This window comes from Actinoallomurus bryophytorum (assembly GCF_006716425.1).
Classification (GTDB): Bacteria; Actinomycetota; Actinomycetes; order Streptosporangiales; family Streptosporangiaceae; genus Actinoallomurus; species Actinoallomurus bryophytorum.
This window is the reverse complement of the sequence record NZ_VFOZ01000003.1, coordinates 386,244-398,419: the sequence shown is the minus strand read 5'-3', so window position 1 is coordinate 398,419 and position 12,176 is coordinate 386,244. Positions and strand designations below refer to the sequence as shown.

Sequence of the window (12,176 nt, the reverse complement as noted above, 5' to 3'; positions counted from 1 at the left end):
GACGTGTCTGGAGGAGATCATGAGAGACCCTCGCTTAGGCGTCAGCCGCGGTGTCGCGGTCGGTATGAACCGCCCGTTGGCCTGGGGCCGCCGGTCACGCGGCCTGCGGGCGGCTCTGGTGGCCGCGTTGATGTGCGTGCCGCTCGCCGCGGTCCCGGACGCCGCGGACGCGGGCGTCGGCACCACGTCCACCGGCCGGGCCGGGGCACCCGGGCGCTCCGGTTCGAAGGTGCTGCCCAGCCTGAGGCGGAACCTGGTCTCCTACTACGACTTCGAGCATCCCGCCCCGGGCGACCCCGCCGTGGAGCGGGACCGCGGCCGGTCGGGCACGAACATCGGGCTCGTCAACGGCGGGGCCGCGATGCGGGTACGAGACGGCGCCTTCCCGGGCAGCCGGTACTCCATTCGCACGAAGCAGGTCGACCCCGCCGTCGCCGGCACCGACGACTGGAAGGCCGGCGTCTACTCCGGCGGCGGCGTGCCGAGCCTGCGCGCCTTCAACGGCGTCAGGGAAATCTCGATCATGGGCTGGTTCAAGATGACCGGCCCGAACCCCGGCCCGAACACCACCACGCCCGACCCGGCGGACTACTACAACGCGGTCGGACTGGCGGGCCTGCTCAGCGGCGACTCCCAGGGCCACGACGTACGGGCGCTGCTCGAAGTGATCAACGTGTCGGGACGACTGCGCGTGGTCGCCCTTGGCCGTCGCGTCGACGGATCCGGTTCCCAGACCTTCGCGGCCGACGACGAGTGGCAGACCGTCCTGCCGCTGAACACGTGGGTCTTCCTCGCGGCGACCTTCGACTTCGACGACGGGACTCTGGGCCTGTACAAGAACGGGCGGCCACTGGCGGGCACGTACGTGCTCCCCGGCGATCCCTGGGGCGTCGCCGGAGAGCCGGAGCCGGACCTCACCTCGGCGACCGACCCGAGGGGCATCAAGATCGGTGGCAGCTATCCGCAGAACACCGAGGAGCGGAACCCGTGTAACTGCCGCATCGACAGCCTGATGTTCCTCGACCGTGCCGTGACACCGGGGGAGGTCCTGCACCAGTACCGCCGCGCGCTGGGCCGCTGAGACCTCCGGTCACCACGGCTCCCGGAGCCGTACAGTGATCGTTCTCGAACGACGGAGGGCCCGATGAGCCATGTCCCGCGGCATGCCAGCGCGTACACCATCGACGTGCCGGGCGATGACACCGCCCGGGAGATCGCCGAGGTCCTGGTCGGGCGCGGCCATGCCGTGGTCTGTACGGCTCCCGGAGGCAGGGTCGTCGCCGTTGATCTGGGGCCCTACCCGAGCGACGACGAGCACTGGTGGACGGCCGCCGAGGAACGGTTCGTCTCCGGTCTGGTCGAAGAACACGGCGGTCGCGTGATGCGCTCGCAGGCCCTGCCGGGCACGGCCCGGCGTCTTCTCGTCCAGGGCGAGGTCGTCGCCGACCGGACCGTCGAACAGGCGCGGGACCAGCGGATGGCGGCGCTGTCGCGTGAGCCGGCCCGCGTCCCCGCCCCGGTGATCGTCCATCGGCTCAAGACCCCGGAGCCTTCCGCCGGGCCGATCGGCGAGCCCGTCACCCTGAACGGGCTCGACGACGTCGACTGGGCCTCGCTCTCCCATGCGTACGGATCGGCGTGGGACGTCCCGGACCTCCTGCGGAGGCTGGCCGCCAACGACGAGGCCTGGGACGAGGCCATGCGGGACTACTTCGACGCCGTCGTCCACCAGGGCACCTGCTACGACTCCACGCCGCGGACCATCGGGCCTCTCGTCCGGCTGGCCTGTGCGCCGCGGTTGGTTCCGGAGTACCGGCTGGGCCTCCTGGCCGATCTCGCCCACGTCGCCACCCTCGATCCGGCGGGCTCCGTCGAGGACGAGACCCCCACCGGCCGGGAGGTCATCGCCCGCGTTCCGGACCTGCTGGACCTGTGGCCGGACGTCTCACCGTCGGCACGGGCGTGGCTGGTCGTCCTGGCGGCTCTGGAGCCGGCCACGACCCGGCTTTCCGACTTCCGGGCGTTCCGGCGGCAGGTCGAGGGGCCCAGTCCCGCGCTGGACCTGGCACTGGCCTTGATCGGCGGTGACGACGCTCTCGGCCTGATGCTCGGCGCCGCCGCCTGGGACGAGCGGATCCCCGGCATGCTGAAGGCCGCGGGATCGCCGCGCGCCGGCCGGCTGAAGGTGCTCATTCACCTGGCCGCGGCCGAACTCGCGCGCTGACGGCCCCGGTGGCGGTGAGCGGCTCCGGCCGTACGACCGCCGGTTCGTCCGTCCCGGCCGGGAAGCGGCGGCTCCAGGGCATCGCGAGGATGAGGACCGGGATGACGATGATCGAGCTCCGGGACCACCACTGGTGGTTCTGCCACCAGCCGGTGTCGTCGAAGTGGGTCAGATAGATGTAGCCCAGCCCCGCCCACAGTGCGGAGAGCCACATCGCCGGCCGGCTGAAGAACGTGGGCCGGGCGACGAGGAACGGCACGAACCACAGCAGGTACTGGGCGCCCATGCGCGGGGTGACCACCATGAAGGCCAGCAGGACGGCGGAGATCATGTCGACCGGGTCGGCGCGCCGCCACAGCCACATCATCCCGAGCAGGGTGAGGTACAGGACGACCTGCCCGATGCCGGCGGCCGTCGGCGCCAGCGCCCAGTTGCCACCCGTCATCCACGCGGTCCAGCCCCATTCGCCGACGACGGGCCGTACACCGCCCAGGTACCGCGCGACGTCGAGGAGGTTGGACCAGGAGCTGTGCACGACGAGCGGCATGGTGACCAGGAAGAACACCGGAACGGCGGCGCCCGCGGCGACGCTGTGAAAGCGCTCGCGCCAGTTGGGCATCAACAGCAGCAGGGCCGGAAACAGGATCACCGGCCAGGTGCCCGCCGACAGTGCGAACCCGAACAGGGCCCCGGCCCAGCCCCCGCGCCCGGAGCGCGCCATGACGCATGCGGCGACGAGGAACACCAGCGCCACGGGTTCGATCTGCCCGTGGATCACCGCGACCATCAGCGCGATCGGACTGCAGGCGTACGCGAACCGTGCCGCGGCGGCGTTCCGGCCGCCGGCCAGCTTTCCGACCAGGGGGATCAGCGCGATGTCGGCGGCCACGGTGACCAGCCGCCCGGCGATCTCCCACGGCAGCCCCGCCCGCAGGCCGAGGCCGTACAGGTAGGGGATCATCGGCAGGAAGTGCCACGACCCATGGGTGGCCAGGATCGGGTCCTGGCGGGCCAGGATCGCCTGCCCGGCGGCGTGGAAGCCGTAGAAGTAGTCGATCGGCTGCCAGGAGTCGGCGGCCGCGCTGATGAGCAGGATCAGCCGGAGCGCGATCCCGACGCCCAGGGCGGCACGGAGCGACGGCCGCCAGCCGCGCCACAGCGCGACGACGGACAGGAGAAGCCCGGCGACCAGGACGGATGTGGTGAATATGGGATGGTCCATCGCCTCACAGGCTGCCACATGATCGCCGAGACCCTGCCGCTGACCTGCGGATTCGCAGCCAACTCTCAGCCTGGGCACGGGATACACCCAGCCGGAGCCGCCGAGGGCGCCGGGCCGGTCACCGCTTGAATGATCGTGCCGATGGCGGTGAGGGCGCTCGTTTACGGCTGGAAGTACTCCGACATCAGGCGGCCGACCCATTCCGGCTGTTCGATGTTCGCCGCCTGGAACTCCGCCATCGCGGGCTTCACGTCGATGACCGGGGTGCCGGAGACCGCGTCGAGGCCCACCACCGTCAGTTCGCGGCCGTGGACGGACTCGATGGCGCAGCACGTCACCCCGATGCGGTTCGGCCTGCGGGGGCCGCGGCCGGCGAAGACACCAACGGGCGGGAGGTCGGAGCGGCCGCGGTTGGGGCGGGGTTCGCGGTGGTCGTCGTGTTCGGGGAACTGGTCGAAGATGAAGAGGATCTCCACGTGGGAGAAGCCCTCCAGGCCCTGGAGGCACGCCTCGCCGAAGCGCTCATCGATGGTGATCGTGCTGCGGACGGCACCCCAGTTGTCCGTGTGCTGGACGTCCGTTCGGTCGTTATGGACCGTACCTATCGGTGTGACCTCGAAGCTCGACATGGCAAGGTTCTATCGCTTGGGCCGGCGTCGTGCCCAGCACCCCGATCCACAGAGACACGCCTAGTACGGCAGCGGCACTGTGATCTATGTGCTGGTGGCCGGGTCGAGGCGGTGGTGATACTTGCACGCAGCGCCGCGGCGATCACACACCGCCTCGAGGATCGATACGTCTGATGCCGTCGCAACGACCCGCTCGAGCCGGAAACCGCAGGTCTGCAACAGCGACTCGTGTTCGCTGCGGGTGCGTTGCCTGCCCCCGGTGTGGACGAGCATCATGATGTCCATGGCTTTAGACCAGTCGGGCCCAGGGCCGTCGGGGATGACGCTTTCCACCAATAACAGCCGCGCGTGCGGTGGAGCGGCCTTCCGTACGGCGGCCAGGATCGCCGTGGCCCGCTCGACGTCCCAGTCGTGGATCACGTCCATGAGCATGTAGGTGTCGCAGACCGGCAGCGGGTCCTTGAAGAAGTCGCCGGCTTGCAGCGTGAGCCGATCGGAGGCGATCTCCGCGGCACGCTCGATCACCGGGGGCAGATCGAAAAGGATGCCCGTGGTTCGCTCGGCCGCGTCCACCACCGCCTGCAGTAGGTGTCCTCGGCCGCCGCCGATGTCGGCGATCGTTCCGCAGTTCGAGAAGTCGTAGGCGGCCAGGACACTCGCGACCTGGATACGCGCCTTTGAGACCATCGCGGCGTCGAAGACCCGGCCCGCCTCGGGATCACTCTGAAGGATGGCGAAGAACCCGTCCGGGTTCAGCTTGTTGGCGGCCGGGAGTCCAGTCTGGAGTGAGTAGTCGAAGTAACCCAGTTGCCTTGCAGTGCGTTCGGTTCCGAATGTCGCCGCGAAGTCACGCCAAGACTGGGGATGGTCGGAACGGAGCATTCGCGACGCGCCGGTGTGGGTGAAGCGGTCGTCGCCGGCCGCGAAGACGCCATGGGCAGCGAGGAGGCGAAGCACACGACCGAGGGCCTCGGGATTCGCCCCGGTGACTTCGGCCAGTTCCTCGGCCGTCCGCGGCGTGTCGTCGAGCGCGTCGGCGACGCTGAACCTGGCCACGGAGGCCAGACAGTGCCCGACGAACATGCCCCCGATCGCGCCGGTCAGTGTGTCGAAGGGCCCCGTCTGTCGATGGATCGCGGCATGGTGATCATCCTTGGCGGGCATGAAACGCCTCCGATCTGTCCCCGGCTGCACGCGGACGGCACAATTGTCGTCGCAATCATTGTGCGAGCCGTAAGGCGTCGTCGACAGAGGGATGACCCTGGTTCGGTAGGGACGAAGCGTGTTGACTCAGCTGCGCCACGACCCGACTGCGTACCCCTGACAGGAGTCTTGCCGCTGCCGTACTAGGCGTAGAAGGCGCGCAGGCGTTCGTGGGCCTCCGGGGTCGCGCCGGCGGCGTCCAGGCCGAGCAGGGCGGCGCCCAGGACGGGCGGGGCGTCCACGACGACGAGCTTGGCCTGCGGGGCGAAGCGTGCGAAGCGGTCCTGGATCGCGGTCATCAACAGTGCGTCGCGGGCGGCGAGCACTCCGCCGCCCAGGACGACCTCGACGGGGGAGCCGAGCAGGCCCAGCCGCCGCAGGACGACGGTGGCCAGCGCGCTCACCTCGTCGGCCTGGCGTTCGACCAGCCGGCCCGCGACCTCGTCGCCGGCCGCGGCGACCGCGAACAGCACCGGTGACAGCTCACCCAGCCGCTCCTCGGAGATGTCCCCGAAGTGGATGCCGAGGCCGACGTCCAGGGCGGTCTCGACGCCGAAGTGCACGGCGACCGCAGCGGCGAGCGCCGTCGCGGGGCCGCGCCCGTCCTCGGCGCGCACGCCGTGCCACAGTGCCTCCTCGCCGAGGTGGTGGCCGCCGCCCCAGTCGCCGGTGACCCGGCCGATCGAGGGAAACCGGGCGACCTGCCCATCCGGGCCCACGCCGGCGCAGTTGATGCCGGCGCCGCACACGACGGCCACACCCCACTGCTCGGTCACGCCCGAGCGCAGCAGCGCGAAAGTGTCGTTGCCGACCCGGACGTTGCGGCCCCAGTTGCAGGCCGTGATGATCCGGTGGAACTCCTCCTCTTCCTCCGGCAGGTCCACGTTGGCCAGGTACGCCGACACGTGGTCGGCCACCGGCCAGGGCGCGGTCAGCCCGGCGGCCTCCAGCGCGCGGGTCACCGCGTCGGCCAGAACGTTCACCGCGGCCTCGACACCGTCCGCGACCGGCCGGAAGCCGCCGCCGCGTACGGTCGCGAGCACCTCGCCGTCCGCGGTCAGGACCGCGACGTCGGTCTTGCTGTTGCCGCCGTCGATCGCGACGATCACGCGTCCACCGCCCAGTGCAGGTACGCGGCGTTGGCGGTGACGAGCCGGTCGGCCAGGTCGGTGGCCATGCTCACCTGCCCGATCAGCGGATGAGCCAGCAGGGCGTCCGTCACCCGGTCGACACCTCCCTTGAGCGCGGCCTCGATGGCCAGCTCCTCGTATGCGGTCACGTGCGCGATCAGGCCCGCGTAGAGCGGCTCGACCGGGTCCACCGGAAGAGGGTCGGCACCGGCGGCGGTGATGCGGGCCGGCACCTCGATCACCGCCTCGGCGGGCAGGAACGGCAGCCGGTCACCGTTGCGGACGTTGACGACCTGCACGTCGCCGCGGTCGGCGGACAGGGAGGCGACGAGATCGACGGCGGCCTCGGAGTAGTACGCGCCACCGCGCTCCTCCAGCAGCGTGGGCTTCTCGTCCAGCGCCGGGTCGGCGTACATCTCCAGGAGTCGCTCCTCGATGGCCGTCACCTCCTCGGCACGCGACGGCGCGGAGAGCTGTTCGGCCACCACCGCGTCGTGTTCGTAGAAGTAGCGCAGGTAATAGGACGGTACGACACCGAGGCGCCGCAGGAGGGCCGGTGGCAGGCCGATTCCGGACGCGAGCTCCTCGGCGTGCCGGTCGAGCAGCTGGGGCAGCACGTCCTCGCCGCGCAGCAGGACGCTGCGCTCCCAGGTCAGATGGTTGAGGCCGACGTGCCCGAGCTGAATGTCGGAGGCCGGGACGCCCAGCGTCTTGGCGAAGCGCCGCTGGAAGCCGATCGCCACGTTGCACAGCCCGACGGCGCGGTGCCCGGCGTCGAGCAGCGCACGCGTGACGATGCCGACGGGGTTGGTGAAGTCGACGATCCACGCGTCCGGGGCGAGCTCGGCGACCCGGTCCGCGATGTCCAGGACGAGGGGGACCGTACGCAGTGCCTTGGCGAGCCCGCCCGCGCCGGTCGTCTCCTGTCCTATGCAGCCGCAGGTCAGCGGCAGCGTCTCGTCCACGTGCCGGGCCGCCTGGCCGCCGACGCGCAACTGCAGCAGCACCGCCCCGGCCCCCTCGACACCCTCGTCGAGAACGGTCGTCGTACGGATCACGCCCGGATGGCCGTACCGCGCGAAGATCCGCCGGGAGAACCCGCCGACCAGCTCCAGGCGGCGCTCGTCCGGGTCGACGAGCGCCAGCTCGGAGACCGGCAGCGTGTCCCGCAGCCGGGCGATGCCGTCCACGAGTTCCGGCGTGTACGTCGACCCGCCGCCGACCACACAGAGCTTCAACCCTTCACCCCCGTCAAGGTCACACCCTGGATGAACACCCGCTGCGCCAGGAAGAACACGACGATCACCGGCAGCACGGTCAGGAGCGTCGCGGCCATGGTGAGGTTCCACTCGACATGGTGCGCGGCGCGGAACGTCGACAGGCCGACCGCCAGCGTCCACGAGTCCGGCTTGGTGTAGATCAGCGGACCGAAGTAGTCGTTCCAGGCGTAGAAGAACTGGAACAGCGCGACCGCGGCGATCGCCGGCCGGGCCATCGGCAGGATGACGCGCATCATCGTGCGGAACTCACCGCAGCCGTCGACCCGTGCCGCGTCGGCGTACTCCTTGGGGATCGTCACCAGGAACTGCCGCAGCAAGAAGATCGAGAACGCGTCGCCGAACATCAGCGGGATGATCAGCGGCCACAGCGTCCCGGTCAGGTGGAACCGCGCCCACATGATGTACATGGGCACGATCGTCACCTGCGGCGGCAGCATCATCGTGGTGATCACCAGGACGAACGCCAGCTTGCGACCACGGAAGCGGAACCGGGCCAGCGCGTACGCGACCGGGACGCTCGACATCAGCATGAACACGGTGCCGAGCACGGCGTAGATGAGCGTGTGGAGCAGCCAGTGCAGCATCACGCCGTGGTCGGTGGTCAGGGCGGTGCCGAAGTTGCCCCAGTGCCAGCTCTTGGGCCACAGGCCGCCGCCGAGGGTCTCGTTGCTGCTCATCACCGCGGTGAGGAACATGAAGATCAGCGGCGCCAGGAACATGATCGCCAGGGCGATCGCGATCGCGTGCGTCGCGACCCAGTACAGCAGCCTGCGGTTGCGCCTGCCCGGCCTCCGTGACGCGGGGGGCCGGACCGCGGGGGCGCGCCGCGTGGCGACAGTGGTTCCGCTCATCGCGGTCATCCCTTCAGTCATCGTCGCCGAACGCATGGAACTGGCGGAGCAGGATCAGCGTGAAGAACATGGCGACGACGAACAGCACGAGTGCCAGGACGCAGGCGTAGCCCATGTTGAACTGCTGGAAGCCCTCGTTGTAGAGCGTCTGGGGGAAGGTCAGCGAGGCGCCGTCGGGGTAGCCGGGCGCCGTGGTGGTGCCGGCCTGGTCGGCGTTGCCCTGTGAGGCGTTCGCGGCGACCATCGCCTGCGTGAAGTACTGCAGGGTCTGGATGACCCCGGTCACCGCGGAGAACATCAGCACCGGCGAGATCGTCGGCAGGGTGATGCGGCGGAACTGCTGCCAGGCGTTGGCCCCGTCGATGGCGGCCGCCTCGTACAGGGACTTGGGCACGTCCAGCAGCGACGCCAGCAAGATGATCATCACGTCGCCGATGCCCCACAGCGCCAGCAGGGTCAGGCCCGGCTTGGTCCACGTGGGGTCGTTGAACCAGTCCGGCAGGTGGATGCCGACCTTGGCGAAGAGGTTGTTGATGGGGCCGGTGCCGGGGTTGACCACGAAGACGAACGCGACGGTGGCCGCGACCGGCGGGATCAGGAACGGCAGGTAGAAGACCGCGCGCAACAGGTTGCCGCCGCGCTTGATCCTCGTCAGCAGCTGCGCGAGGCCGAGCCCGAACAGCACCCGCAGCGGCACCATCACGATGACCAGCCACATCGTGTTCTTGATGGCCTGCCACGCGTACGGGTCGTGGAACAGGAACCGGTAGTTGGTCAGCCCGATCGGCGTGAGCTGGAACAGGTTGTAGCGGTAGAAGGAGAAGTAGACCGTCGCGGCCAGCGGGTAGGCGAAGAACAGCGCGAACCCGATCAGCCACGGCGACATGAACGCGAGGACGCGAAGCCGGTGACGGCGCCGCGCACGCGACGCCGTCACCGAGCGAACAGAGACTGCCGCGGCCATCGATCAGCCGCCGGCCAGCTGCAGCGAGTCGTTGACCTTCTTGTCCAGGCCCTGCAGGCCCTTCTGCAGGTCGGGCACCTTGCCGGGTTCCCACTGGTCCTGCACGAAGCTCTGGAACTTCACCACGAAGTCACCGCCGTTGATCGTGGAGGGGATCGTCGTGCTGTTGGGGTTCTTGAAGACGTCCAGGAAGGTCTTGAACTGCGGCGGGAGCTTGAGGTTCGGCGAGGCCAGCGCCGGGATCGTGCTGGGGACGTTGCCGAGGCCGTTGGCGAAGGTCACCAGGGCGTCGGTGTTGGTCGTCAGGTACTTCACGAACTCCCACGACGCCTGCGCGTGCTTGGCGCCGCGCGGGATGCCGATGATGGTGCCGGTGACGAAGCCGCCCCCGTAGGTGTTCTGCCGGTCGTCGTTGACCGGGACCGGCGAGGTGTCGTACTGGACCTTCGGGGCCTCCTCCTCCATGAACTTGGTCCGCCACTCACCGTCGATCCCCATCGCGACCTTGCCCTTCTCGAACGGGTTGGAGGCCTCGAACTCCTGACCCATCGAGTGGACGAACTTCTTGACGTTGTCGTAGCCGTACCAGTCCAGCAGGCTCTTCTCCCACTGCAGGTACTTGGTGAAGGCGGGGTCGGTGGCGAAGTTCGCCCGGCCCTGGGGGTTGAGGTACTGGCCGCCGAAGCTCGTGGTGGCGATGTGCTCGGGCACGTGCTCGTAGTACGTCACCGAGGGCAGGAAGCCGGCCACCTTGATGGTGCCGTCCGGATTGCGGACGGTCAGCTTCTTGGCCAGCGCGGTCAGCTCACTGATCGTCTTCGGCGGCGGGTTGCCCTTCATGAGGGCCTTGTTGCTGTAGAGCGCGTAGTCGTCGGCGAGCAGCGGGAGCGTGCACCGATTGCCCTTGTACTGCGTGTAGTCCTGTACCGCCTTCGGGAAGATGGACAAGTTGACCTTGTCCTTCTCCAGGTACGGCGTCAGGTTCTGCAGCGCGCCGCTGGAGCAGAACTGGCCGACGTTGTTGGTCGAGAAGGAGGACACGACGTCGGGCGGCGTACCACTGCGGATCGCGTTGAGGATCTTGGTGTCGTCCTGGCCCTTGACGAGCTTGACGGTGATGTTGGGGTGCAGCTTGTGGAAACCGGCGATGGCGTCCTCGAACGCCTTCACCTCGTGGGGGGCGCTCCAGCCGTGCCAGACCTCGATCGTCTGGGGGGCCTCGGCCTTGGGACCGCTGTCCGTCGTCGTCTGGTTCCCCGCGGTACACGCGGTGGCGGCGGCGGTGATGGCGAGAGCGGTGATGAGCCGCCATGGGCGAGGGGACACTCCGGTCTCCTTTGGGGGCGCCGGCCGTACGAGACGGCCAGGGGAGGGTTCTAACGGACGGTGCTGGAGAAGAGCTCCTCGCGTGTTTCCCCGAGTGCGAGGTGCAGTGCGCCGGCCAGGACGGGGTTGCCGTCGACCGAGCTGAGCCGAAGCGGCGGGTGCGGGATGGTCATCGTGTGGAGTTCGCGCTCGACGAGCGCGCGGAACGGCTCGCCACCGGAAAGGGGTACCTCGCCGGCGAGCACGATGAGTTCCGGGTCGAGCACGCTGACGATCGCGGCGAGTCCGGTGGCGAGCCGGGTGGCGAGCTCGCCGAGCGCGGCCACCCCCCGTTCCTCCCCGTTCTCGTACGACTCCCGTGCACGCCGGATGATCTGGTCGGCCTGGCTGCCGCGGAAACCGTGCTCGCGCAGCAGCCTGATCACGGCGGGCGCGCCGGCCACGGCCTGCAGGCCACCGGTGTTGGCCCTGCCGGGCTCGCGGATGATGGGGGCGGAGGCGACCGGCATGTAGCCGACCTCCCCGGCTCCTCCCGTCGCGCCGCGCACGAGTGTGCCGCCCAGCACGATGGCCAGGCCGATGCCGGCGCTGACCCACAGGAGGACGAAGTCGCGCGACTCGGTGACCTGACCGTGTGCGAGCTCGGCCATGGCCACCAGGTTGACGTCGTTCTCGACGGCGACGGGCACGCCGAGACCGTTGCGCAGGCTGCTCAGCAGGTCCGGGATGTGCCAGCCCGGCAGGTGCGAGGCGTAGCCGAGCCGTTCGGTACGCGGGTCGACGGCGCCGGGGACGCCGATGACCACGCGGTTGAGCCGGTCCATGCCGAGGCCGGCGGCGTCCATGGCACCTTGCACGGTCTGACGGGCGCGGGCGACCGCGTCTCCGCCCGACGTTCCCGGTGTCGGCAGTTCGAAGCGGCCGACGACCGTGCCGGTGAGGTCGGCCGCGCAGGCCCGGATCCGGGCGCGGCGCACCTCGAGCGCGACGACATGACCGGCCTCGGGGTTGATGCGGTAGAGCTCCGCGGTACGGCCGGGGCCGCCCTCGCGGATGCCGTCGAGGACGACGAGCCCGGCGTCACGCAGCCGGGTGAGCAGCTGGGAGGCGGTGGGCTTGGACAGCCCGGTGAGCGCGCCGATCTCCGGGCGGGTGAGCGGGCCCCGCTGCAGCAGGACCTCGAGCGCGGCGCGATCGTTGATGGCGCGCAGCAGGCTCGGGGTTCCCGGCGTGGAGGTGGACAACGGCGACTCCGGCGGTCATCACTCGGCAACGGAGTTAGGAAACTTTCCTAACTTGCCGGTGAAGCTATGACCACCGGAGCGTGACGTCAAGAGGCCGGGTACC

At 69.7% G+C, this 12,176-nt stretch carries 11 protein-coding genes; 2 read left to right on the top strand and 9 right to left on the bottom strand.

All coding sequences use genetic code 11. The features are described from left to right. Positions 1–19: 19 nt before the first annotated feature. The gene (locus FB559_RS43240; protein WP_246122941.1) at positions 20–1,081 is read left to right on the top strand and encodes a LamG domain-containing protein; all 1,062 of its coding nucleotides are present in this window, start codon (positions 20–22) and stop codon (positions 1,079–1,081) included. Positions 1,082–1,144: 63 nt separating this feature from the next. Next, complete coding sequence (locus tag FB559_RS43235) at positions 1,145–2,224, top strand: hypothetical protein (protein ID WP_141964000.1); 1,080 nt, start codon at positions 1,145–1,147, stop codon at positions 2,222–2,224. On the opposite strand, the gene FB559_RS43230 is transcribed toward FB559_RS43235, so the two are convergent. From FB559_RS43230 to FB559_RS43190, 9 genes are all read right to left on the bottom strand, one after another. Beyond that, the gene (locus FB559_RS43230) at positions 2,190–3,446 is read right to left on the bottom strand and encodes a glycosyltransferase family 87 protein (RefSeq protein ID WP_185792767.1); all 1,257 of its coding nucleotides are present in this window, start codon (positions 3,444–3,446) and stop codon (positions 2,190–2,192) included. The two genes, FB559_RS43235 and FB559_RS43230, sit on opposite strands and share 35 nt — an antisense overlap. 161 nt (positions 3,447–3,607) lie before the next feature. Continuing rightward, the gene (locus FB559_RS43225) at positions 3,608–4,075 is read right to left on the bottom strand and encodes an SAM-dependent methyltransferase (protein ID WP_141963996.1); all 468 of its coding nucleotides are present in this window, start codon (positions 4,073–4,075) and stop codon (positions 3,608–3,610) included. Between the two features lie 84 nt (positions 4,076–4,159). After that, a complete protein-coding gene (locus FB559_RS43220; RefSeq protein WP_141963994.1) occupies positions 4,160–5,239 on the bottom strand; it encodes a methyltransferase in 1,080 nt (359 codons plus the stop codon). Positions 5,240–5,421: 182 nt separating this feature from the next. Continuing rightward, a complete protein-coding gene (locus tag FB559_RS43215; protein WP_246122940.1) occupies positions 5,422–6,387 on the bottom strand; it encodes an N-acetylglucosamine kinase in 966 nt (321 codons plus the stop codon). Beyond that, positions 6,384–7,646 (bottom strand): 6-phospho-beta-glucosidase, encoded by a 1,263-nt coding sequence (locus tag FB559_RS43210; RefSeq protein ID WP_141963990.1) that lies wholly within the window; start codon positions 7,644–7,646, stop codon positions 6,384–6,386. The genes FB559_RS43215 and FB559_RS43210 overlap by 4 nt, the downstream gene beginning before the upstream one ends. Beyond that, positions 7,643–8,539: a carbohydrate ABC transporter permease gene (locus FB559_RS43205; RefSeq protein ID WP_141963988.1), complete on the bottom strand. Its 897-nt coding sequence runs from the start codon at positions 8,537–8,539 to the stop codon at positions 7,643–7,645. The genes FB559_RS43210 and FB559_RS43205 overlap by 4 nt, the downstream gene beginning before the upstream one ends. A 13-nt stretch (positions 8,540–8,552) precedes the next feature. Continuing rightward, the gene (locus FB559_RS43200) at positions 8,553–9,476 is read right to left on the bottom strand and encodes a carbohydrate ABC transporter permease (RefSeq protein ID WP_246122939.1); all 924 of its coding nucleotides are present in this window, start codon (positions 9,474–9,476) and stop codon (positions 8,553–8,555) included. A 30-nt stretch (positions 9,477–9,506) separates the two neighbouring features. Further along, positions 9,507–10,829, bottom strand: coding sequence for an ABC transporter substrate-binding protein (locus tag FB559_RS43195; RefSeq protein WP_185792766.1), 1,323 nt, complete (start codon positions 10,827–10,829; stop codon positions 9,507–9,509). A gap of 50 nt (positions 10,830–10,879) precedes the next feature. Next, complete coding sequence (locus FB559_RS43190; protein WP_141963984.1) at positions 10,880–12,073, bottom strand: ROK family transcriptional regulator; 1,194 nt, start codon at positions 12,071–12,073, stop codon at positions 10,880–10,882. Between the last annotated feature and the right edge of the window lie 103 nt (positions 12,074–12,176).

Bases quoted from the DNA above. Each gene is read 5' to 3' on its own strand.
- FB559_RS43240 (WP_246122941.1), top strand. From the start codon at position 20: ATGAGAGACCCTCGCTTAGGCGTCAGCCGCGGTGTCGCGGTCGGTATG.
- FB559_RS43235 (WP_141964000.1), top strand. From the start codon at position 1,145: ATGAGCCATGTCCCGCGGCATGCCAGCGCGTACACCATCGACGTGCCG.
- FB559_RS43230 (WP_185792767.1), bottom strand. From the start codon at position 3,446: ATGGACCATCCCATATTCACCACATCCGTCCTGGTCGCCGGGCTTCTC.
- FB559_RS43225 (WP_141963996.1), bottom strand. From the start codon at position 4,075: ATGTCGAGCTTCGAGGTCACACCGATAGGTACGGTCCATAACGACCGA.
- FB559_RS43220 (WP_141963994.1), bottom strand. From the start codon at position 5,239: ATGCCCGCCAAGGATGATCACCATGCCGCGATCCATCGACAGACGGGG.
- FB559_RS43205 (WP_141963988.1), bottom strand. From the start codon at position 8,539: ATGAGCGGAACCACTGTCGCCACGCGGCGCGCCCCCGCGGTCCGGCCC.